Source organism: Candidatus Binatia bacterium (assembly GCA_023150935.1).
Taxonomy (GTDB): Bacteria; Desulfobacterota; Binatia; order HRBIN30; family HRBIN30; genus JAKLJW01.
In genome coordinates this window covers 1-22,725 of sequence record JAKLJW010000014.1, presented here as the reverse complement: position 1 = coordinate 22,725, position 22,725 = coordinate 1, and the positions used below count along the sequence as shown (strand labels likewise).

Here is a 22,725-nt window from a genome sequence, read left to right as displayed (position 1 = left end):
AAGGACATGGATCAAGGACGTCGGGCTGATGGTGTCCTTTACGGAAGTCGAAGAAGTACGGGTGGTTGCAGACGGCCCCCCGCCATCAAAGGCACCCTCACGGGTGAAAGCGTCTTTTGCGGCCTGTGTCGGTTCGCAGTAGTGCTTCATGACCAATCTGGCGGTAGCGGCCGCCATGCTCCTGGGTGTTCGTCCGTCAGCTTCTTCAGCGCGGCACGCGCCGCCTTGAGATCACGCCCATCGAGCGCTTCGCGGAGACGCCGGTACTCGTCCTTCGCCTGCTTGCCGCCTCGGTGGAAGGCCACCAAGCTCGCAAGCGGAACGTCGACGTGAACGACGTCGTTCACGTCGCGCTCGATGAGTCGGCAGAGGTCCCGCTCCCAGCGCTGCGTGCGAGGAGCCCACGCGCGGCAGTCCGAGTAATGGCCGTTGTTCGCGATGGCGATGATCGCGTGCAGCTCAAAGCCGACGGACTGGATGAGGTGGTCGTAGGACGCCGTATCCGTGTTCCATGCCGGGCAGAGCACGACGTTCACCCGCCCGAGGAGATCGGCAACGCGGCGGGCTTCGAATAGCTCGCTGCAGATGAGAACGGACAAGTCGCCCCACGCCGAGCGAACCACCGTTCGCGCGAGCTGCTTCTTCGGGTCCTTCGGCACGGGTCGGAATGAAACGGGGGCCGGCAGGCTCGCGAGCAACTTCCCCTCTGCATGCGCCGGCAGACGCTTCGTCCACGGCCATGTCGCCACCGACATGAGGGGCCCGGGGAGGACAGCGAAGACTTGGTTGGTCACGTACGGCTGGGACGCGCTGTGCCGATACTCAAGCCCAAGGACCAAGCCCAATCGGCTACCCTTCACGACGTGGTTCGCGACGGTCCTGAACCACCGACGCGGCACCGACAGTTCGGGCAAGACGAGCACCGCCGCAGCCTTCCCACGTGCCACGCGAGTCGCCTTCTCGATAACGTCGGTGAGTCCTTCGAGACGCTTCTTCGTGAGAACCGGTTCGCCGAAAGACGTCCCATGCACACGAGTCGCTGCTCCCTTCCACGCCGCATCATCGACCACCAGGTTCCCCAGGATGATGCGCGGGTCGACCAGCGACAGCGCATCGTCGAGCGGCTCTTCGGCCCAGAAAGAGTCGATGGATACGGTGCTGCGGTCGATGACCTGTCCGACGGGGTCCCTGTACTCGGTACCCCGCACGGCGTTCACGATCCCGAGTAGCCGCTCAAAGACGTTGTCATCAAACCCAGTCTCTTCGACGCGATACAACCAGCGTCGCGCGATATCGAAGTAGGACGGCGGGCGCGCGCAGAGGAAGAGGCGAGCGGCAGGCATCAGCCACGGACGATCACCAAGTTCGGCACACCGCTGCACGAACTCGTCGACCGTCGCCAGGCGCGCCGAGAGTTCGGCGTCGGTCTTCACGTCGGCGCGCAGCCACTGACGCTCAACGTCGACCTCGTGGCGGTTGAGGAGTGCATCGTCTTCCCGGTCACGTGAACGCAGATCGGCGCATGCGAGTTGCTCTGCGCGTCGACGCAGCGTCGTCGCTCCGACTCGTTTGGTCTGCCAGATTAGCCCGTTCGGAATGCGGTCTTCGATCGCTTCGGCGTCCATACCGATCGGCAACGCCGAGCTGATCGCTTCAAGCCGCCGCTCGTGAAGGTAGTTGCGAAGCGAGGTCCATGGAGCGGCCCTCCGTGGGCTAATTTCCCGACCGCGGTAGTAGAGCTTCGCGGTCGTGGCCTTGAGCGCTTCGGTTCTGGCTGAGCCACACGTCCTCGTCGGCGCAGACGGCCTCGACGCGGCCCGTGCCGCTAGCCGCCACGAAGGTCAGGTACTCGGCCGCCGAGGAGCGCACGAGGGAGGCCGTCGCCTTCTTCTTGCGCGTCATTTTGCGCGTCATTCTCGCCTCGCGGCGACCAGCGCTACGCGCCCAGCCTCGGTGGTGCGGTACTGCTGCTTCGAGCTCCGCGGCTTGTCCGGGATGGTCATCTCGAGGAGGCTGGCTTCGAGCAGCGGAGCCACGACTTGGTCCCGGAACTTGGTCCGATCGGTTCGGCCCGAGGGAACCATCAGGTCCGCCAACGCGCGAGGAACGTCTGCAAGTTCCAGCACTTGGACTTGGTACGGACTTAGTGCCGACTTGGTGCCTACTTGGTGCCCGCCAGGCACCAAGTCCCCCGCCCCGGCGACGATCTCGGCCTTGAACGTCACGGTGACGGCGCCCGAGCCCTCGGTGAAGGTCGGTTCTGCGATGCCGTACGCGCGGCACGCCTCGACCACCCGATTGGTACCTCGACCCCAGACCTCGATGGCGCCCGTGCGGTGGAACGCGCCCGCGATGAGGGGGTTACGCGGGATCGAGCGGTGCTCCTGCGTGAGCAGCTCGGCGCGAATGCCGGTTGGGAAGTCGCCGATGCTGTGGATCTCGATGCGGTCGTCGAAGACGGCGATGGCGACGTACGAGCTCGGGTTGCTCACGTCGCGGTGAATGACGGCGTTGATGACGATCTCGCGCAGCGCCTCCGCGGGCACCGGCAGCCGGTCCTCGCGGTTGATGGCGCCCTTCGGGAAGCGCGCGGACAGCGGCAGCGTCCGGTCCAGCCACGCGATCGCCTCGCGGACCATCGCGAACGCGTGCAGGTGCTCCTGCTTGTTGTCCAGGATGTCGCCGGTGATCTTCGTGCCCCGGAAGCGCCCGAGCTTGAGCAGCGCCTGCGGGTAGTCGGGGAGGAACTTCGTCCCGTAGAGCATCTGCGCGGCCTGCGTGACCTGCCCGTCGATGCGCAGGCCGAGCCGGTCGAGGATGTCGCCGACGTCCAGGCTCGTGCCGGCCGAGAGGCGCCGCTGCTCGATGGCGGTGGCGCGCGTGCGCAGGATCTCCTCGCGGTCGAGGTCTTCGAGGCGCACGCCCACGGCGGGCTGGTTCTCCCAGCGATAGCGACTGTGGTTGCGATCGAGGAGCAGGCGCGCGTACTCCGCCTGCGACATCACCGTGGTGGTCGAGCCCACCCGCTTGTACGGCTTCGACTCGAAGACGAACGGCGCGAACTGCCGGGAAGGAACTGCCTCGAGCACGATCACCTGCCGCCCGCTCTCGACGTCCACCCGGCTCATCTCGACGCGGGCCGGCGGCTCGAAGCGGCCGAGCATCGCCGCGATGTCGCGAAGCGTGATGTCGGCGACGTCCTGGCCCACGAGCTTGCCGTCACGCGCGACGCCGATCAGCACCTTGCCGCCCTCGCCGTTCAGGAAGGCGCACAGCGTCTCGCCGGCGCGCTTCAGCTCGGCCGTCGAGCGCTTGAACTCGAGCGTCTCGGACTCGCCTTGGGCGATGAGCGACTCGAGTGCGGCTGGGGTCATCCGCGCGCTCCCAGCGTCCAAAAGTCCGACAGCAGCTCAGCCTGTTGCAACACTGTGTTCGTCGCAGCTTCCTGCTTGTCGGGCGGGTAGCCGTACTTGCGCAGGATGCGCTTCACGATGACCCGCAGCTTGGCGCGGACCGATTCCTTCACGGTCCAGTCGATGGTGACGTTGTGCTTCACCGTGTCGACCAGCTCGCGCGCGATGGTGCGCAGCGTCTCGTCGCCGAGGACCTTGACGGCGGTGTCGCTGACCTCGAGCGCGTCGTAGAAGGCCAGCTCGTCGCTCGTGAGCCCGAGCTCCTCGCCCCGCTTCTGGGCGGCGCGCATCTCCTTCGCGAGCTCGATGAGCTCCTCGATGACCTGCGCGGCCTCGATGGCGCGGTTCTGGTAGCGACGAACGGATTTCTCGAGGAGGTCGGCGAAAGAGCGTGCCTGCACCAGGTTGTGCTTCGAGCGCGCCTTCACTTCGTCATTGAGGAGCTTCCTGAGCAGCTCGACCGCAAGGTTCCGGTGCTTCATCCCGCGAACGTCGGCGAGGAACTGGTCGGACAGGATCGAGATGTCGGGGTTCTTGAGGCCCGCCGCCGCGAAGATGTCGATGACCTGGTCGCTCACGATCGCCTTCGAGACGATTTGCCGGATGGCGTGGTCGATGTCGCCGGAGCCTTTCCGGTCCCCGACCTGCGTCTTGGCGATGGCCGTGCGGACGGCCTGGAAGAATCCGACGTCATCGCGAATGCGGATCGCCTCGTCGTGCGGCACGGCGAGCGCGAACGCCTTCGAAAGCTCGGTGACGACCTGGAGCAGCCGCTCCTTGCCGCTCTCCTGGGCGAGCACGTGCTCCTGCGCCGCGGGCAGCACCGAGAGGCGGGCGGCCGGCGAGCTGCTCATCCAAGCGCTCCAGTCGAAGCCGTGGAAGATGTCCGAGCACTGCTCGTAGCGCTCGAGCATCAGCGCCACGGCCTCCTCCTGGTCGAGCGCCGTCTCGCCCTGTCCGCCGCTCTCGGTGTACGTGTGGAGGGCCTTCTTGAGCTGGTCGGCGAGGCCCAGGTAGTCGACGACGAGACCGCCCGGCTTGTCCCGGAACACGCGGTTCACGCGCGCGATGGCCTGCACCAGACCGTGCCCCTGCATCGGCTTGTCGATGTACATCGTGTGCATGCACGGGGCGTCGAAGCCCGTGAGCCACATGTCGCGGACGATGACGAGCTTGAAGGGGTCGCTCGGGTTCTTGAACCGCTTGGCCAGCGCCTCGCGGCGCTGCTTGCTGCGGATGTGCTGTTGCCAGTCGCTCGGGTCGGACGCCGACCCGGTCATCACGACCTTGATCGCGCCCTTGTCGTCGCTCTCGTCGAGCCAGTCGGGGCGTAGCGCGGTGAGCGCCTTGTAGAGGTCGACGCAGATCCGCCGGCTCATGCAGACCAGCATCGCTTTGCCGTCCATGGCATCGAGGCGAGCTTCGAAGTGCTCGACGAGGTCCTTCGCGATGAGCTGCACGCGCCGGTCGGTCCCGACGAGCGCCTCGAGCGCCGACCACTTCGTCTTGAGCTTCTCACGCCCTTCGAGCTCCTCGCCCTCGGTCAGCTCGTCGAAGGCCTCATCGAGGTGCGGCCGCTCTTCCTCTTTCAGCTCGAGCTTCGCGAGACGGCTTTCGTAGTAGATGGGGACCGTGGCGCCGTCTTCGACCGCGCGCTGGATGTCGTAGACGCTGACGTAGTCGCCGAAGACCGATCGCGTGTTCTTGTCGGCCGCGTCGATGGGCGTGCCGGTGAAGCCGATGAACGATGCGTTCGGCAGGGCGTCGCGCATGTGGCGCGCGAAGCCGTCGATGAAGTCGTATTGGCTGCGGTGGGCCTCGTCCGCGACCACGACGATGTTCGAGCGCTCGGAGAGCAGCGGAAACGTGTCGCCGCGGGTCTCAGGCATGAACTTCTGGATGGTCGTGAAGACCACGCCGCCCGAGGCGACCTTGAGCAGCTCCCGCAGGTGGGCGCGATCCTTGGCTTGCTCGGGGCTCTGGCGCAGTAGGTCCTTGCAGCGCGCGAACGTGCCGAAGAGCTGCTCGTCGAGATCGTTCCGGTCGGTGAGCACGATGAGCGTCGGGTTCTGCATCGCCGGGTGCAGCACGACGCGCCCCGCGTAGAAGGCCATCGTGAGACTCTTGCCCGACCCCTGCGTGTGCCAGACCACGCCGACGCGACGGTCGCCCTGCGGGCGCGAGGCCGAGATCGTCGCGTCCAGCGCCCGCGCCACTGCGTGGAACTGATGGTAGCCCGCCATCTTCTTGATGGCAGTGTCCCCGTCGTCCTCGAACACGATGAAGTAGCGGAGCAGGTCGAGGAGCCGCCGCTTGTCGAACACGCCGCGGATCAGCACCTCGAGCTGGCTCATCGTCTTCGACGCGAGCGCCTCGCCCTCGATGGTGCGCCAGGGCAGGAAACGCTCCTTGTTCGACGAGAGCGTACCGATGCGCGCTTCGAGCCCATCGCTGACGACGAGCAGCTCGTTGAACACGAAGAGCGATGGAAGCCCCTGCTTGTAGGTCTGGAGCTGCTGGAACGCGCTCCAGATGGTCGCGTTCTCGCTCGCGGCGTTCTTCAGCTCGATGACGGCGATCGGCAGGCCGTTCAGGAACACCACGACGTCGGGGCGTCGATTGTGGCCGCCCTCGCTGACGGTGAGCTGGTTGACGACGAGCCAGTCGTTGTTGTCGAGCACGTCGAAGTCGACGACGCGCACCGGGTCGTAGCCGATGGTGCCGTCGGCGCGCAGGTACTCCACGCTGACGCCGTTCACGAGGTAGTAGTGCAGCTCGTGGTTCGCGTCGACCGGCTGCGGCGACGAGATCCGCGTGAGCTTTCGGAACGCCTCGTCGAGGCCTTCGCGCGAAACCGTGGGGTTCAACCGCGCGAGCGCGTCGCGCAGGCGGCCGTCGAGCACGACGTCCGCGTAGGTCCGCCGTTCTTCACCCGGTTCACCGGGCGCGATCGAAGGGCCGCCAACGATTGCGTACCCGAGCGCCTCGAACCACGCGAGGGCTGCTTGCTCGACGACAGATTCGGTGAAGGTGGTCACTTCGCACCTTTTCTGATCGCTGCGAGGCGGGCTTTGCCTGCAGCGGTGAGTCGGTACTTCTGCAGGCGGCTGTTCGGCTTGTCAGGGATGGTCATTTCAATGAGGCCGGCTTCAAGCGCAGGAAGGAGGTACGCCTTGCGAAAGTGCTCGTCGTTCTTCAGACCGAGTGCTGTCCGAAGTTCGCGCCGGGTCGTCTCCCCAGCGAGCACGGCGACCAGACGAGTGACTTCCGTGGTGACTTCCGTGGTGACTTCCGTGGTGACTTCCGTGGCCGCCGGCTTCGCGGCTCGCGCGTCGTCGGGCACTTGCCACTTCCACTCCACACGAAAACCACCCTCGGTGGCGACGGTCGGCTCGGGCGCGCCTGCTTCCTGGCACGCATCGCGGATCATTTCATAACCCCGCCCCCAGGCCTCAATGAGCCCGGCGCGAAAAAACGTGTTCGCGATGTCGGGATTCGGGGGTTGTGAGTCGTGTGTTCTCAGCAGCGTTTCTGCCGTCCATGTTGGCGGCAGCTCGCCTGCGTTCGAGATTCGGAGCCCGTCACGGTACACGCGGATCTGGATCGGTGCGCCAACGCTGTAGTCCTTGTGGATCAAGGCATTCAGCACCGCCTCGCGCAGCGCCTCGCGCGGAATGGGGAACGTCTCGAGGCGACCGAGCCCGCGGTAGCTGATCCACGCCACCATGTACTTCGTCAGAAGGAGCTCAACGGTCTTGTCCATCTGCGTGAACAGGTCGCCGTGCACCTCATCGTGATAGGCGAGGTCGCTCTCGCTACGGAACATGCCGATCTTCACGTAGGCACCGGTGACCCAGCGCTCGGGATCTTCGTGAAAGAGGAGCAGAGCGGCGCGCTTGAGCATGCCGGTCTCGGTGAGGCGGAGTTTCTCGACGAGCTCCGCGCGACTCAGCGCAAGCGCGCCCGCGGGCAGTCGATCGCTGCTACGGGCGTAGCCCTTGAAGCGCTTGAAGGCCTCGGCGCTCAGGTTCTTGACTGTAATGTTGGGCACCGGCGCGCCATCCCAGGTGCGGCCGAACTTGCGGAGGAGGAACGTCGAGAGCGCGTTGCCGGTGAGTTGCTGCTTCGTGCTGCCCGAGCGGAAGTGGTACTCGCCCTTGTAGCTGATGGGCGTCACGGAGGCGTCGACGTCGATCTCGACCAGCGTCTTGCCCTTCTTGGCGACGCTTCGCACCGGCACGACCAAGCCGAGCGTGTCGCGAATCTTGTTGGGCAGATCGACGAGCAGGCGCTCCGCACCCTGGGCTCCGACGGGCTGGCCCCTGTCGTTCATGCCGATGATGAGCGTACCGCCGTCGGCGTTGGCGAAGCCGCAGAGCCACTTCAGGTACTCGTCGCGCCACGACTCCTTCCACTCGACGAGGTGCGTCTCGCCGTTCTTGCGCCGGGTGGTCATCGCTTTTCCCGTACTCGCGCGAGGTTTCCCCTTGGCCTTCGTCATTGCAGCACCTGCCTGGAGACGGAGCGCTTCCCCTCGGCTCGAACTATTAAGTACGCCGTAATGGTTGCCCCTTCGTCGAGCTCTCCCTCCTCGTACACGGCCTTCAGGTGGAGGTTGATGTTGGGGACGCTGGTCTCGAACAGCTCGGCGAGTTGCGCCTGCGTGAGCCAAATGGTGTCGCCCTCGAAGCGGCACTCGCGCGTCCGCCGGTCGTCAGTCTGGTAGAGGACCAGCTCCCCCTTGGGCGCTTCGGAGGGCGTCACGCGACCTCCCACTCTTCGGCACCCGCAAGCGGTGCCCCTACGCAGGCAGGGTTCTCGCGATCTTGCGCCCACCTGCTGGGATTCTCTGCGATGTAGCGGCGGATCCGGTCCATCTCCACTTCGTTGCGAACGATGTGTTCGTAGTAGTTGCGCTGCCAGAGGCGGCCACGGAACGTCGGCCACGCGAACTGTCGGACGCCGAGCCCGTAGGCGACGGTGGTCATCGATTTGAACGCGCCGATCACCTGTCCGAGAGGCGAGCCAGATGCGTAGGGGCGGCCCTCGTGGCCGCCCGCATGGGCACCGTCCGCGTCATCGTCATGACGGGCACCCACAAGGGGTGCCCCTACGTCCAGGTTGTCGTCGTAGGGGCGGCCCTCGTGGCCGCCCGCACCAGACGCGTCGTGAATGATCACTACGCCGTGAACGTGGTTTGGCATCACGACAAATTCATCCAGCGTGACGGTCGGGAATCGGCGCGGCAGCGCCGTCCAGTGCTCCCTGATCATCATCCCGGCATCGTTCCATCGCATGACCTCGTCGACCACGTCCCCGAACAAACACGCGCGGTCCTGCGCGCAGATGGTCACGAAATACGCCCCCGCGCCGGAATAGTCGTATCCGCGCAATCGGATCGATCGCCTCCGGGGGCGAATGGGATCGAGCGGATCGATCACTGCGGCCTCGTAGGGGCGTGATTCATCACGCGCGGCTCCGGAGAATCAGAGCGACACATCGCAGGCGCGTCCGAACCGTCGCGGCGCATCCCGACTAAGGCGTGGAGCTCGCTCGGCCACGCGAAATCGCGGAACACGCGGTGACGAAGCTTGGTGACGCGTGTGAGCTTCACGCGACCTCCTCGACTGCGCGCTCGCGCGCGTCGACCGGCAGCTCGCCCGAGAGAAGACGCGGCAGAAGCTCATCGCGGGTCTTCGCGAGCAGGCCGGTTTCGGCGTCTCGGATGACGACCAACGCCTGAAGCGGATCCACGGCGGCGGCGAAGGCGCGGAGCACATCATCGGATGGCATCACGAGGGGAACCGCGGACAGGATGCCGGTGTTCAGGTTGGGCATCGTTGCGCCGATCGCGTGCTGAGAGATCCACGCGCGCGTCTCCGGTCGATCAAGGGCGAAGGACGCGAACATCGGCGACGGCCAATTGGGACCGAGACGCACGAGAAGGCATCCGGTTCCGCAGAGCCACCCGGTCTCCCGAGCGCCGATCAGGGCGTGGCGCTCGACATCGCCACGACGGCTATAGACGACATCGCCAGGCTGCAAGCGATGTCGCGACAGTCGCAACGCGTCGTGTTCAGGAACGCGCGCGATGCTGGCCGTCGAAACCCTGCGCCCGCCGATGTCCTTCGGCATGACGACGGGCACCCCCTCCGGGACGTAGTCGGATGCGTGCAACTGACTCCCGAAAGGACCCGTTTGAACTGCGCCACCACAACGTTCGACTTCGGTCCCCAAGGTCGTTGCGCGCCAACCCTTCGGAATCGGCCCCAGCTCCGAATCGACGAACTCACTCGGAAACAGCTTCGCGGTTTCGGCGTCCATGCCGCTCGGGGCGCGGCCTTCGGCTTTGGCGCGCACGGGGTCGAAGTCGACGAACCATGACTTGAAAAGCGCCCGCGCCATCGCCTCGAGCGTCGCGTTCATCTTGCGGTTCAGTTCGATCTTGGCGTCCAGCGCGCCCACGATAGCGGCGACTGCGTGTTGCTCTTCGAGCGAGGGGACAGGAATCTCGAGTGACTGGATGCGATCCGTGGGAAGCACGCCGGTCCCGTGACCCGCCTCGCCGACCATCTGCAGGATCTCGGTCGTCTTCGACCGGATCGCGTAGGCGAGGTACGCGGGCACAACGTCGTCCACTGCGACGAGCGCCTTCAGATCTTGGTTGAAGGTGACGGGGCGTGTGGCGATGCCCATGCGGAACTCGCTCTTGAGGCTCATCCCGCGAACGATGAAGAGAATGCTGTCCTTCGGGACCAGGCGTGTGCCGTTTCGAGCGCCCTCCTCGGTGACGCGATCCTCGGAGTCCGACACGAAGTAGTCGTTGAGGCTTTTCGCGCTGATCCACGGGATCGAGCCGCCCCAGTAGCGCGGGGTGGCCTTGTTCGGCGTGCCGCCGGAGTACCAAACGGCGCAATCCTTCAGTGGACGCGTCGGCCAGATGGTTTCACCCCCCATACCCAAGCCCCCGCAGATTCTTCCGGATCTCCTTCTCCAGCCGCGCGCCTTCGGCGAACTGCTCTTCGAGCGTCGCCACGAGGCGTTTCATCTTCTCGTCGAAGGGCTCGCCGTCGTCCTCGACTTCTTCGGCGCCGACGTAGCGCCCCGGCGTGAGCACGAACTGGTGCGAGGCGATCTCTTCGGTCGTCGCCGAATAGCAGAACCCCGGGATGTTCTCGTACGCGCGGGCACCCACAAGGGGTGCCCCTACAGATGATGTCGTAGGGGCGACCCTTGTGGTCGCCCGAATCGTAGCCTCGTCGGTCGGTGGCCAATCACCGCGCCAGCGGTGGTACGTGTCGGCGATCTTCGCGATGTCATCGTCGGAGAGCTCGCGATGCACGCGGTCGACGAGCGTGCCGAGCTTGCGCGCGTCGATGAACAGAGTCTCCTTCTGGCGGCTCCTCATCTTCTTGCCGCGACCGCCGAGGCCGTTCTTCTTATCCCGCGCGAGAAACCACAGGCAGACGGGGATCTGCGTCGAGTAGAAGAGCTGTCCCGGCAGCGCGACCATGCAGTCGACGAGGTCCGCCTCGACGATGGCCTTGCGAATGTCGCCCTCGCCCGACTGCTGCGACGACATGCTGCCGTTCGCCAGCACGAAGCCCGCGATGCCGGTGGGCGCGAGGTGGTGGAGGAAGTGCTGCACCCAGGCGAAGTTCGCGTTGCCCGCGGGCGGCACGCCATACTTCCAGCGCACGTCTTCCTTGAGGCGCGGCTGGCCCCAGTCGCTGTCGTTGAAGGGCGGGTTCGCGAGGACGTAGTCGGCCTTGAGGTCCTTGTGGCCGTCGGCGTGGAAGGTGTCGCCGTGCACGATGTTGGCGTCGATGCCGCGGATCGCGAGGTTCAGCTTCGCGAGGCGCCAGGTCGTGTGGTTCGACTCCTGGCCGTAGATGCTGATGTCGCCGACGCGACCGCCGTGCGCCTCGACGAACTTCTCGCTCGAGATGAACATGCCGCCCGAGCCGCAGGCAGGGTCGAAGACGCGCCCCTTGTAGGGCGCGAGCATCTCGACCAGCACGCGCACCACGCCGCGCGGCGTGTAGAACTGGCCGCCGTTCTTGCCCTCGGCGGCGGCGAACTTCGTGAGGAAGTACTCGTAGACGCGGCCGAGCACATCGCGCGCCCGGTTCTCCCGGTCGCCGAGGCCGATGGTACCGACGAGATCGATCAACTCACCGAGGCGCGTCTTGTCCAGCCCAGGCCGCCCGTAGTCTTTCTGGAGCACGCCCTTGAGCGTCGGGTTCTGGGCCTCGAGGGCGACCATCGCGTCGTCGATGAGCTTGCCGATCGTGGCCTGCTTCGCGTTGCCCTGGAGGTGAGTCCAGCGCGCCTCCTTCGGCACCCAGTAGATATTGTCGGCACGGTACTCGTCGGGGTCTTCCGGGTCGGCGCCCGACTTCTTGTCGGCCGTGAGCGCAGCGTGCTTCTCCTCGAACGCGTCCGAGATGTACTTGAGGAAGATGAGCCCGAGGACGACGTGCTTGTACTCGGCCGCGTCCATGTTGTTGCGGAGCTTGTCCGCCATCTGCCAGAGCTTCTCTTCGAAGCCCACCACGGCATCGGACGTGGAGCCGTTCTTCGTGCTCGCCTTCTTCGCGTCGGGCGTCGGCTCGCTTGCAGCAGCCTTCGGCGGTCGCCCGCGCTTCTTGTCGCCTGTGTCACGCGTCGCCATCACGTCCCCCGTCCCCACCGCGCGGCTGCGCGTCGATCCACTGGTCGAGCTCAGTGCGCCTGATGCGCCACTGCCCTCGGATCTTGAACGCCGGAATCTCGCCGGCCTGCGCCATGGCGTAGACGGTCTTCTCCGCGAGCTTGAGCAGCGCGGCGACCTCCTTGATGGTCAGGACCTCGTCAGGCATCCGGGCTCCAGATTGGGTGGCGCGTAGGGCTAGCGGCGGCATCAGACTCCAAGGGGCGGCAGTCTATGCCAGGGCGTTGGTCGGCTCAACGCCTGGTCAGGTCGCGCTGCTGATTTCCCGCTTCAACCCCGCCCACCGCCGCCGCTGCTCCTGCCAGTCGGCGGTTCCCAGCACAGCCTCGCGCAGGCCGCGCTCGCTCACCGGCTGGGCCCCCGGCGGTAGCTCGAGGGAGAGGGTCTCCACCTGCACCTCGGGGGCGCCGCCGCTCGAGGTCGGCGACACCGGCGCGGTGCTTGTCGGTCGCGCGTTCGAGCTCTCCGAGACGCTCGGCGAGGAGGCGCCCGCCCGCGTGGACGCTGCTGAACCGGAGTGGACGGAGTCCAGCGTGCTGGACGGAGTCCACGGAGGACCACGGAGCCGGAGGCGAAGTGAACGCGCCGAGCAGGCGCTTGGCCTCGGCGCCGAGCTCGGTGATCCGAGCCTCGAGCCGTTCCCTCGTCGCGACGAGCTCGGCCTCGCCCTCGTCGCCCTCGGCCAGCGTCGCGAGGATGCGGTCGCGCAGCGCGCCGCTCTTCGCCAGAGCCTTCACCTGCGCGACGACGGCGGCCTCGACGTCGTTCGCGTTGAGCAAGCCCGTGGGGCAGCGCAGGCCCTCCTGCGAGGCGCGGCAGCGGTAGTAACGGTAGCGCTGCTTCTTGTGGTTGTAGGCGTGGCTCGTGCTCATCGCCGCGTCGCAGGGCAGACAGCGGAGCAGGCCCGTCAGCAGCGACTCGCTCCGGCGCGGGCGGCGCGTACCGGTTCCCGCCGCGCGCAGGTCGAGGGTGCGCTGCACGCGCTCGAAGACGTCGGGGTCGATGATGGGCTCGTGCTCGCCGAGGAACAGGTCGTCGTTGTGGCGGACCTTGCCGACGTAGAGCGGGTTGCGGAGCAGTCGGTGGACCGCGTTCTTGTTGAAGGGGCGCCCGCGGGTCGTGCCGTCCTCGGCGACTCGCGTCCGCGGCGTGAGCCCGCGAGCGTTGAGCCTTTGCGCCGTGAGCGCCATCGAGAGGGTGCGCTCGTAGAGCTCGAAGACCAGCTTCACGATGGCGGCCTCCTCGGGCACGACCTCGAGCGCGCGGCGCTGGCGATCGACGCGGTAGCCGAGCACCAGGGGGCCGCCGGTCCACTTCCCACGACGCTTGGCGGCGGCGATCTTGTCCCGCGTGCGCTCGCTGATCAGCTCCCGCTCGAACTGCGCGAACGAGAGCAGAATGTGGAGCACGAGCCGGCCCATCGATGTCGACGTGTCGAAGTGCTGCGTGATGCTCACGAAGGCGACCCGGCGCTTCTCGAAGCGCTCGACGAGCCGCGCGAAGTCGAGGAGCGAGCGGCTGAGGCGGTCGACCTTGTAGACGACCACCGTGTCGATCTCGCCGCGCTCGATGTCGTCCATGAGCCGCGTCAGCGCGGGGCGTTCGAGGTTGCCGCCGGTGAAGCCGCCGTCGTCGTAGCGCGTGGGTAGCGCCCTCCAGCCCTGGGCGGCCTGGCTCTTGATGAAGTGCTCGGCCGCCTCGCGTTGCGCGTCGAGCGTGTTGAAGTCGGAGTCGAGCCCCTCGGTCGTCGACTTGCGCGTGTAGATGGCGCAGCGGACGACCTTCGGCTCCTTCACGAGGGCCGATCTCATGCCGCCCCCTTCGCGCCGACCTTGAAGAACAAGAAGCCGTTCCAGCGCGAGCCGGCGATCTTGGTAGCGAGCGTCGAGAGGCTCGCGAAGCGCTCGCCGCGGTACTCGAAGCCCTCGGTCAGCACGCGCACCTCGTGGACCCCGCCGCGGAACTCGCGACGCAGCACGGTGCCCACGGGCGGCAGGCGCGGGTCGCGGGCGCTCGCCTCGACGATGCTCACGCTCACCACGTTCCGTGGTGGCCGGCGACGCACGGGTGCCTTGTCCGCGAGCTCGGCGGCGCGGGCCTTGGCCCTCGGCGACAGGCCGCCATAGCGCTGCTCCTGCATCCGGTAGGCGATGCGCTTGAAGAGGTAGTCCTTGTTGCGGCTGGTGCTCTCCTCGCCGAAGACGGCGAGGTAGCGCTCGCGCAGCGCGGAGACGGGCCGCTCGCGCAGGGCGAGGATCTCACGGATCAGCGGGTCGTCGGGCGTGTCGTTCATCGGGTGGTCTTCTCCTGGTTCGAGGCCGCGCCCATGACGGCTTCGGTCGCGCGAACAGGCAAGGCGTCGTTCTCGCGTTCAACAGCGCCGTGTTCGTGCGGGATGTCGGCGCCGAGCACGCGGCGCACGCCGCGCGCGAGGACGGCGGCGGCGATGTCGAGCCGGCGTTCGTAGTCCGTACTGGCCATGCGGGATGCAAAGGCACCGCGCCCGGTGAACGGGGGACAAGCGACCGCGAACGGTCCGCCTGCGTGCGTACCTGTCCCCCGCGCGTTCGCGCCGTGGCTTTGCCTGTCACGGAGAACGCCGCGTGGACCAGAACACCTTCGACCAGCTCGTCGCCGACGTGAAGGCGCGGACGGACCTCGTCGCCGTCGTCGGCCGGCACGTCGAGCTGCGCGAGAGCGGGAACCACTACGTCGGTCGCTCCCTCAAGAACCCCGACACGACGCCGTCGCTGGTGGTCTGGCCCGACACGCAGAAGTGGCGCGACTACTCGGGCGGCGGATCGGGTGGCGGCGACGTGTTCGCGTTCGTGCAGTACGCCCGCGATGTCCCGTTCATGCTGGCGCTCCGCGAGCTCGCGGCGGACGTGGGCGTGCCGGTCGCTGGCACCTCGAACACAGATATCGAGCGGCTCCACGAACGCCGCCGTCTTGAGGAGCTGCTCACCGCAGCCGTCGGCTGCTACCACCGCCACCTCGGCGACGAGAGGCGCTCAGCCATCAAGGAGGAGCGTGGCTACACCGACGCGACCATCGATCGCGTGCAGATCGGCTTCGGCGCTCCGGGCCTGTGGGAGTACCTCGGCGAGCTCGGCGCGACGGAGGAGGAGCGCCTGTTGACGGGCCTCTTCGTGCAGTTCCGCAGCGGTGGGCGCGCGGACTTCTTCGCCAACCGGCTCATCTTCCCCTACTGGCGAGGCGGTCGCGTCGTCTACGTCATCGGCCGGCGCCCCCCGGCCTCAACGGACGCCGAGTGGGACGCTGCGAAGTACCGGAAGCTGCCGGTGCGCTCCGAGAAGCACCCGTACATCTCGCCCCTCATCACGAACGACTACTTCTTCGGCGAGGACGACGCGAACACCGACGGCGTGCTGCTCATCACCGAGGGCATCGCCGACGCCATCGCGGCGCAGCAGGCGGGCTTCAAGTGCCTGTCCCCGGTCACGACGACGTTCCGGGCGCAGGACCACGAGAAACTGGTCCGCCTCACCTCGCAGGCCAAGCGCGTCGTCATCGTCAACGACAGCGAGGAGAGCGGCGCGGGCGAGCGGGGCGCGCTCGAGACCGCGAGAGGACCTGACGAGACACCCACATGCGCGCCCCGCACCGTGCTCGCGCGTTGGCAAGCGGCAAGCGGGCGCGGCGGCGGTCTGATGCAGCGCCTTTGCGAACCGTCGTCGCATGGCGGGGGGTCTTGAGATCAACGTAGTCGGCGTGACGACATAGGCGCGGGGGTCAATCGGCGGCGGGGTTGCAGGCCGCTCGGCGCCGTCCTCCAGGCGAGTACGCGGACCCGGGGGGCCCGGTCCTCGCGACGGCCCGCCGTGACAACTTCCGGTTGCCCGGTCGCGGGTCGGGCGGTCCCTGACGCGATCTGGTGGGCACGCGATGTGGCGGGTGCGACGTGGTGTGCGACGTGGTGGGTGTCCAACGCGTTCGCGCCACTTTGTGAGGAACTCGGAGTCGGGCCCGGAGACAATCTGGTTGCAGAGCGCCGAGTGATCAGGGGCGAGACCGTGTGGGTGCTCCGCCCCCGCCGACCGGACTGGTCGTGGGTCGGTGCGGCCCGCGACTACGCGGAAGGCAAGTCGCACCGGTGGCGCCACGTGCGTCGCAACATCGATCTCCGCTCCCGGCCCGACCGCGACCGGCGCGCCCGTCGCCGCGGCTAGGGCCGTGGCTCACAGTGATTTAGCGCCGGCACGCTGCCATAGAGTTGTTCCGTCAGGATGCGAGGGGTTCCGGTCGGCGCGCCGACGGCGATCTTGCTGCCCGTGTCCATGTTGGCGAGGGCGCTGTTGCAGTTGTCGAAGAAGGCCTCCTGGCACGGATACGGCCCGACGATCTGATAGCCTATGGCGGTTGGCGCCGGTTCTGCGACTGTGATCGGGCAGGAGCAGATGATCTCGGACGCCGTCAGCCGCCGAGCGAAGCCCGGGAATCGCTGCTCTCGCGTGCTCTCGAAGCAGAACCCGCCATCGCATTGCGCGTAGGCGCCGTCGGAGGTGCTCCCGGGGCAGGTGTAGATAGCCTCCGAACCTCCGGCGATAACCGATGACGGCAAGCTGTACGTGCTCATCATGTAACCGTTGCGGTACCCTTGCCGATTCACGGCACAGATGTTGCCTTCGTCGATGGTGTAGGGCAGGCTGATGCTGGCGCCGACCTTCACGTCGCACTTGCAGTACGCCACTTCGTTATAGACGAGGCAGTTCGCGGCGGCACAGAGTGCGTACCTCTGCTTCTTGCAGATCGCGAACGAGTCCGGTTCCGCGGCCCCGGCACTACCCGCCCCGCCGATCGCGACCAGCACGCTCAATACACCGATCAATCCCGCGACGGGGGCGAAACAGCCGCCCCTCCGTCCGGTACTCGCACGCATACCGCTTCCGCCCGGCTTTTCCATGGCGCGTCCTCCTGTCCTCGACGTGAGTGTAGATAGCGTCGTAGGCAGCAACGCATGTGCCACCGTGCAGAAGCCGTTCTGTGCGATCATCCGGCCCAGGTGCCGCGGCAATCCGGCAACGAAATAGGGCACCTTGCCGAGCTTACGCCGCCGGAGGCGTCTGGGTCAGTCGCGCCCAGCCGGGGCCCCGGGCGCGACTTGCGAACCGAGTCGGTCGGCTGCCCGGCGCCACTACTGACTGAAGAGCACTTTCCCGGCCGTCGTGTCGAGGTGGTAGATCCAAACCATAACTCCGCTTATCTGGCGGCGCGCGGCGCCACGCTCGATCACCGTGCGGTTCACCGCCTCCAGGGCGCTCAACCCCGCCGCCGCCGCGCCCGGCGGCGATCACGCACCGCCCGGCGCAAATCCGCCAGCTCGCAGGCTGGCAGATCATTGATGAGCTGCCACAGTCGCCCATGAGCGCCGATCGCCGCCCGCACCTGTGGCTCGTCTTCGGGACGGATATGTGGAGCGGAGTTATGGACAGGGGCGGCGGGTTGCGCGCGGAGGCGGATGGTGTGAATGACGGCCGGCGCAAAGCCATCGTGGTGGCCATCTCGATTCCGCCAATGGCTTGCCCCGCTGAGGACGCGCAAAGGTAAAGAAGGAAGACGTACGAGAAGTCAGATGACAACTGTGGGGGAGTTCTTGTGCATTTTTCGATTCTGGCGGGTGCCGCCCTCGGCGCCACGGATCGAGATCCGCTGCCGCGGCGGACACCAGCGAAGCCGCGGTGACTGAGCCTTGCCCGGGTGACTGCAACGGCGATGGGCTGGTGCAGGTCGAGGAAGTGATCACGGCGGTAGCCATCGCGCAGGGCGAAGCCGCGTCGGAGGACTGCGTCAACGCCGACGTGAGCACTGACGGCATTGTCACGGTGGACGAGATCGTCGCCGGCATTACCAGCACACCGCATGGCTGCGGCGCCTCGCAGGGTGGCGCCGCGCCACAGAGGTGAGAGATTCGAAGTGGACCGCACCCCGCCGGCCGGTCGGTCAGCTCGAAGGCTTTCAATTTCGTGTGGTCGCGCATCGGGTATCCCGCGTTCCCGTCGCTGGCGGGTCTGCCGCAACGGTCGCCGGGTGATGGCGGCAGCGATCAAGCTCCGGGAGGTCGCCTACCCCGGCCTGTATGCAGAGGCCGCGTGAGAGACAGCTCGTTTGCAATACGCAAAGAAGTTACGGACAAAGATTCTATCCGCATACCCGATGTCACGGTTCAATGTTCCAGGGGCGTTCCCATGGGCGCAGCGACCACGGGAGCGCGCCGCAACGTCCTTTTCTCGCCGGCACCATATGCCAGTCGACTTTCATATGGTGACATCATATGATGGCCAGCATGCAGATGGTTCGCCGCCGCGCCTGGATCGCGATGGTGGAATCCGCCTGGCGACGCCGGTCGGTCGTGTGGCTGTCGGGCGTGCGGCGCGCCGGCAAGACCGTGCTCGCTCAAACGCTCTCGAACGTCGATTACTTCGATTGCGAGCGGCCACGAACCCGGCGCTTACTCGACGATCCCGAAGCCTTCCTCGACAGCGTCGGTCCGGGCCGAATCGTGCTCGACGAGATCCACCGCCTCGCCAACCCATCCGAGTTGCTGAAGGTCGCCGCCGACCATTATCCGAAGACCCGGGTGCTGGCCACGGGATCGTCGACCCTCGGCGGCTCGGCGAAGTTCCGCGACACCCTGACCGGGCGCAAGGTCGAAGTGTGGCTGACGCCTATGATCGCGGCCGACCTCGTGGACTTCGGCAACCGGCAACTTGATCATCGGCTGCTGCAGGGTGGGCTGCCATCCTTCTTCGCGAGCCCGGACGTGCCGGAGATGGACTTCCAGGACTGGATCGATGCGTACTGGGCCAAAGACATTCTGGAGCTGTTCCGCCTCGAACGCCGCCAGTCGTTCCTGCGTTTCGTCGAGCTCGTGCTGGCGCGCAGCGGGGGGATCTTCACCGCCAACGTATTCGGCCGCGAGTGCGGGGTGAGCCACACCACCATCGCCAACTACCTCGCGGTGCTCGAAGCGACATTCGTCGCGCACGTCGTCCGGCCGTTCAGCTCGCGGCCGAGCACCGAAATCGTGGCGGCGCCGAAAGTCTACGGATTCGACACCGGATTCGTGTGTTACTACCGTGGCTGGCACGGTTTGCGGCGGGAGGACCTCGGCTTGCTCTGGGAGCACTACGTCCTGAACGAGATCCAGGCGCGTCTCCAGACCCGGGATCTGCGGTACTGGCGTGACAAGCGCGGCCACGAGATCGATTTCGTCTGGCAACGGCGCGGCGCGGCGCCGGCCGCCATCGAGTGCAAGTGGTCCGCCGGCGACCTCGACCCCGCTGGCCTGCGCGCCTTCCGCAGCCGCTATCCGCGGGGCTCGAACTTCGTCGTCGTCGCCGACACGCCCCGGCCGCTCACCCGCCATATCGGGGATCTCGACGTCGAGGTCGTCCGCCTCGAGGACCTGATCGCCGCCATCGGCGGAGCAGCGCGGTAAAGGACCTGACGAGAGACCTGACGAGACACCCACATGCGCGCCCCGCACCGTGCTCGCGTGTTGGCAAGCGGCAAGCGGGCGCGGCGGCGGTCTGATGCAGCGCCTTTGCGAACCGTCCTCGCGGTATGGGGGAGTCCCGAGATCCACGTATTCGGCGTGACGGCAGAGGCGCGGGGGTCAATCGCCGGCGGGGTTGCAGGCCGCTCGGCACCGTCCTCCAGGCGAGTACGCGGACCCGGGGGGGCCCGGTCCTCGCGACGGCCCGCCGTGACAACTTCCGGTTGCCCGGTCGCGGGGCGGGCGGTCCCTGACGCGATCTGGTGGGCACGCGATGTGGCGGGTGCGACGTGGTGCGATGTGGCGGGTGCGACGTGGTGGGTGTCCAACGCGTTCGCGCCAATGGCGACGGCACAGCCGCACCTCAGTGCGGCCAGATGTCAGGCGGTGCTGACTCGGCGTCCAATCCGGGCAGCGCCGCCGACTGGCATACCTTGCGCCAATGCCGAGGCGAGTTCGGGTCCGGCGTTGCCGGACGCCGTGGGGGCAGAATGGCAGTTTGCGGCGGCTCCCGAAGGATGCAATTCTGCTTGCATGGATGTGCCCTTGAGTGCTCAGGATCTCTGGCCATTACTCCTCAAGCTGCCACACGACGAACAACTGCGGCTGGCTAAGCTCGCTTTGTACGCCGCCTCCGGTGGCGGCCGCGAGGACGCACGTGCGTATCAAGCAGTGCCACCAACGGCGGAGGAGTTCTCGGTTGCCGACAACCCCCTGGCCTGGGAAGGAGAGGGCTGGGACGAGTATTGATCGATGCGCCGGGGAGAGATCCGCTGGTATACGTTCGCGTCGCCCGACAAGCGGCGGCCTGTGCTCATTCTCACTCGGGACGCAGTGATCGATACGCTGAACGAAATCATCGCGGTCCCTGCAACACGGACGATCCGAGGGCTTTCAACCGAGGTGCTCCTCTCGCCCGACGACGGTATGCCCACGGCCTGTGCTCTGAACTTCGACCACGTTGGTATCGCGCAGCGGTCGCGTCTCGGCGCGGTCTTGGCGACGTTGTCCGAGTCTCGATGGCCTGAAGTGGAGAACGCGCTCCTCGTCGCGTGCGGCTTCGAGCCACGTGGCGATCACTGACTGTGGTGATCATCGGCTGTCGCCTATTCGCATACGTTGCGAAAGGCGCGGGTCTGATCGGCTCGTGACCCACCTGTCCCAGGGGTGACAGCCGAACTTCTTGCGGGGAACTGACGAGACACCCACGTACGCGCCCAGTCTTGCGGGGAACTGACGAGACACCCACGTACGCGCCCAGCAACCGTGCTCGCACGTTGACAATCGGCAAGCGGGCGCGGCGGCGGTCTGATGCAGCGCCTTTGCGAACCGTCGTCGCATGGCGGGGGGTCTTGAGATCAACGTAGTCGGCGTGACGACATAGGCGCGGGGGTCAATCGGCGGCGGGGTTGCAGGCCGCTCGGCGCCGTCCTCCAGGCGAGGACGTGGACCCGAGGGGCCCGGTCCTCGCGACGGCCCGCCGTGACAACTTCCGGTTGCCCGGTCGCGGGTCGGGCGGTCCCTGACGCGATCTGGTGGGCACGCAACGTGGCAGGTGCGACGTGGTGGGTGTCCAACGCGTTCTCGTTGCTCTAGCATGGGGAGATGTCGTGGGTGCGCGTCGCAAGCCCCCGCGTGCGAGTTGCCAACCCACATGGGTCGCTGTAGGCTCGCCGCAATGACTTTCGCCGAGCTGGTTCGGCTGCTCGAGAAAGACGGGTTCGAGCTGCGGCGAGAGAACGGGAGCAAGCGATTCTATGGCAAGCCAGGTTTCCCGGCGCTCATCCAGGTCGACTTCCACGGTAAGAAAGAAGTCCCGCGCGGGACGCTCGCCAAGATCCTCAAAGATGCCCCGATCCGCCGCTGATCGGGGGCCGTTCGGGCTGCGATTCCGCATCGAGATCGAGGAGACCGAGGATCCGCGATTCTTCGGTGTGACCGTTCCCGACATTGTCGGTTGTACGACTACGGGTAGATCAGTCGAGCACGCCATCCGCCAGGCGCGCGAGGCGATCGACCTCCATCTCCAGTACCTGACGGAAGAGGGCCTGCCCTTGCCGCAGCCGAGCCGGCCGATCGAGATTCGGATCCTGGCGCGGCGCGTCGGTGCGGCGGCCTGATGGACGCTCGATCCGCGACACAGGAGGCCAGTGGACACCCGCGTCTTGCGCTTTACCACATTCGCGACCCCGGTCAGACGTGGAGATGGAAGTCTCGCACACGGAGCACACCGACAACCAGGCACACGTATCGAGGACGACCATCACCGGTTGGTTTCTACGCACTCGCCATCTCCCTAATCTCTAAGGCACGCGTGCGCCAATTCGGTCGCCGTCGCCGTCATGGACCGTTATTTCCGACGCGGTCGCGTGGATAGTCCAGGCCCCCACCGGATCCGAGAAGCCCCACTCGCCGTTGGTGTCGACCGCGACAGCAGCCGTGAAGGCCCCTGTCGGCTGGTCCCACGTGTACGTCCCCCGCTCTATGCCATCATGCCCGCCGGGCCCGCCGCCACCCTGTTGAGCGAACATGTAGTGGGCGTTGTCAAAGACGGTGACCACAACGCGGCCGGGGTTCCCGTCATCCGGGCCCGCCACCCAGCTTCCGACGAGCGGGTTACCGGGCTGCGGCGCCAGCCGCGTCGTGACAACCGTGACATCTGACACCTCCGAGTACGTGAGCTGATCCCCAGCGACGCCGATGGTTGCGGCTCCCCGTGGATGCGAGAAGCCCCATTCGCCGTTGTTGTCGACCTGGACCTGGGCGTGGAATTCGCCGGTCGCTGGATTCCACGAGTAGGTCCCTTGCTCGAAGCCGTCGTGACCGCTCGGATCAGGGGGGTCGGAGCCCTGCTGCATCATCAGGTAATGCGATTGGTCGATGAACACCACGAGCCCGAGGGGTTGGGTCGTCATGGCAGGGTCTCCCAGAACCCACGTCCCGATCAGAGAACGTGCCGCCGGCGGCGGACCCCCCCCCAGGAGGTTGTTCACCGCTTGGAACTCACGCGCGGCGGGCACGAGGGGCAGCCTCAATCCGGCAGAATGGCCCGGTGCCCGCCGTCGCGTGCAGTGACTTGATCC

The 22,725-nt window shown here is 66.7% G+C and carries 21 protein-coding genes and 1 pseudogene; 7 read left to right on the top strand and 15 right to left on the bottom strand.

Annotation, left to right across the window (positions count from 1 at the left end):
• Positions 1–146 precede the first annotated feature (146 nt).
• From L6Q96_10275 to L6Q96_10215, 13 genes and pseudogenes are all read right to left on the bottom strand, one after another.
• Positions 147–1,625: a hypothetical protein gene (locus L6Q96_10275; GenBank protein ID MCK6554949.1), complete on the bottom strand. Its 1,479-nt coding sequence runs from the start codon at positions 1,623–1,625 to the stop codon at positions 147–149.
• Between the two features lie 145 nt (positions 1,626–1,770).
• Positions 1,771–1,902: pseudogene (locus tag L6Q96_10270) on the bottom strand (cell filamentation protein Fic).
• Positions 1,903–1,910: 8 nt separating this feature from the next.
• Positions 1,911–3,374, bottom strand: coding sequence for a putative DNA binding domain-containing protein (locus tag L6Q96_10265; GenBank protein MCK6554948.1), 1,464 nt, complete (start codon positions 3,372–3,374; stop codon positions 1,911–1,913).
• Positions 3,371–6,451, bottom strand: a complete 3,081-nt coding sequence (locus L6Q96_10260) for a type I restriction endonuclease subunit R (GenBank protein MCK6554947.1) — start codon at positions 6,449–6,451, stop codon at positions 3,371–3,373. Before L6Q96_10260 ends, L6Q96_10265 begins: the two co-directional genes overlap by 4 nt.
• Positions 6,448–7,914, bottom strand: a complete 1,467-nt coding sequence (locus tag L6Q96_10255; GenBank protein MCK6554946.1) for a putative DNA binding domain-containing protein — start codon at positions 7,912–7,914, stop codon at positions 6,448–6,450. Before L6Q96_10255 ends, L6Q96_10260 begins: the two co-directional genes overlap by 4 nt.
• A complete protein-coding gene (locus L6Q96_10250; protein ID MCK6554945.1) occupies positions 7,911–8,177 on the bottom strand; it encodes a hypothetical protein in 267 nt (88 codons plus the stop codon). The genes L6Q96_10255 and L6Q96_10250 overlap by 4 nt, the downstream gene beginning before the upstream one ends.
• Positions 8,174–8,854 (bottom strand): transposase, encoded by a 681-nt coding sequence (locus L6Q96_10245; GenBank protein MCK6554944.1) that lies wholly within the window; start codon positions 8,852–8,854, stop codon positions 8,174–8,176. The genes L6Q96_10250 and L6Q96_10245 overlap by 4 nt, the downstream gene beginning before the upstream one ends.
• Positions 8,855–9,023: 169 nt before the next feature.
• Entirely contained in the window at positions 9,024–10,370 is a 1,347-nt protein-coding gene (locus L6Q96_10240) for a restriction endonuclease subunit S (GenBank protein ID MCK6554943.1), read from the bottom strand.
• Entirely contained in the window at positions 10,360–12,087 is a 1,728-nt protein-coding gene (locus L6Q96_10235) for a type I restriction-modification system subunit M (protein MCK6554942.1), read from the bottom strand. The genes L6Q96_10240 and L6Q96_10235 overlap by 11 nt, the downstream gene beginning before the upstream one ends.
• The gene (locus L6Q96_10230) at positions 12,074–12,274 is read right to left on the bottom strand and encodes a helix-turn-helix domain-containing protein (protein MCK6554941.1); all 201 of its coding nucleotides are present in this window, start codon (positions 12,272–12,274) and stop codon (positions 12,074–12,076) included. Before L6Q96_10230 ends, L6Q96_10235 begins: the two co-directional genes overlap by 14 nt.
• 85 nt (positions 12,275–12,359) lie before the next feature.
• Positions 12,360–13,937 (bottom strand): recombinase family protein, encoded by a 1,578-nt coding sequence (locus L6Q96_10225; GenBank protein MCK6554940.1) that lies wholly within the window; start codon positions 13,935–13,937, stop codon positions 12,360–12,362.
• Positions 13,934–14,419: a DUF2924 domain-containing protein gene (locus L6Q96_10220; protein MCK6554939.1), complete on the bottom strand. Its 486-nt coding sequence runs from the start codon at positions 14,417–14,419 to the stop codon at positions 13,934–13,936. Before L6Q96_10220 ends, L6Q96_10225 begins: the two co-directional genes overlap by 4 nt.
• Positions 14,416–14,607 carry a hypothetical protein gene (locus tag L6Q96_10215; protein ID MCK6554938.1) on the bottom strand — a complete coding sequence of 64 codons (192 nt, stop codon included), beginning with the start codon at positions 14,605–14,607 and terminating at the stop codon, positions 14,416–14,418. The genes L6Q96_10220 and L6Q96_10215 overlap by 4 nt, the downstream gene beginning before the upstream one ends.
• A 122-nt stretch (positions 14,608–14,729) precedes the next feature.
• On the opposite strand from L6Q96_10215, the gene L6Q96_10210 reads away from it, so the two are divergent.
• On the top strand, positions 14,730–15,842 hold the full coding sequence (locus L6Q96_10210; GenBank protein ID MCK6554937.1) for a CHC2 zinc finger domain-containing protein: 1,113 nt from the start codon (positions 14,730–14,732) through the stop codon (positions 15,840–15,842).
• Positions 15,843–16,312: 470 nt separating this feature from the next.
• On the opposite strand, the gene L6Q96_10205 is transcribed toward L6Q96_10210, so the two are convergent.
• Positions 16,313–17,050 carry a hypothetical protein gene (locus L6Q96_10205; GenBank protein MCK6554936.1) on the bottom strand — a complete coding sequence of 246 codons (738 nt, stop codon included), beginning with the start codon at positions 17,048–17,050 and terminating at the stop codon, positions 16,313–16,315.
• A gap of 775 nt (positions 17,051–17,825) precedes the next feature.
• Between L6Q96_10205 and L6Q96_10200 the strand changes: the two genes are divergently transcribed.
• From L6Q96_10200 to L6Q96_10175, 6 genes are all read left to right on the top strand, one after another.
• Entirely contained in the window at positions 17,826–18,050 is a 225-nt protein-coding gene (locus L6Q96_10200) for a hypothetical protein (protein ID MCK6554935.1), read from the top strand.
• A 368-nt stretch (positions 18,051–18,418) separates the two neighbouring features.
• Positions 18,419–19,585, top strand: coding sequence for an ATP-binding protein (locus tag L6Q96_10195; protein ID MCK6554934.1), 1,167 nt, complete (start codon positions 18,419–18,421; stop codon positions 19,583–19,585).
• Between the two features lie 603 nt (positions 19,586–20,188).
• Positions 20,189–20,392 (top strand): hypothetical protein, encoded by a 204-nt coding sequence (locus tag L6Q96_10190; GenBank protein MCK6554933.1) that lies wholly within the window; start codon positions 20,189–20,191, stop codon positions 20,390–20,392.
• 3 nt (positions 20,393–20,395) lie between these two features.
• Positions 20,396–20,725, top strand: coding sequence for a type II toxin-antitoxin system PemK/MazF family toxin (locus L6Q96_10185; GenBank protein MCK6554932.1), 330 nt, complete (start codon positions 20,396–20,398; stop codon positions 20,723–20,725).
• A gap of 595 nt (positions 20,726–21,320) precedes the next feature.
• Complete coding sequence (locus L6Q96_10180) at positions 21,321–21,509, top strand: type II toxin-antitoxin system HicA family toxin (protein MCK6554931.1); 189 nt, start codon at positions 21,321–21,323, stop codon at positions 21,507–21,509.
• Complete coding sequence (locus L6Q96_10175) at positions 21,490–21,762, top strand: type II toxin-antitoxin system HicB family antitoxin (GenBank protein ID MCK6554930.1); 273 nt, start codon at positions 21,490–21,492, stop codon at positions 21,760–21,762. Before L6Q96_10180 ends, L6Q96_10175 begins: the two co-directional genes overlap by 20 nt.
• 183 nt (positions 21,763–21,945) lie before the next feature.
• Here the strand turns inward: L6Q96_10175 and L6Q96_10170 are convergent, their stop codons facing one another.
• Positions 21,946–22,557 (bottom strand): hypothetical protein, encoded by a 612-nt coding sequence (locus L6Q96_10170; protein ID MCK6554929.1) that lies wholly within the window; start codon positions 22,555–22,557, stop codon positions 21,946–21,948.
• Positions 22,558–22,725 lie beyond the last annotated feature (168 nt).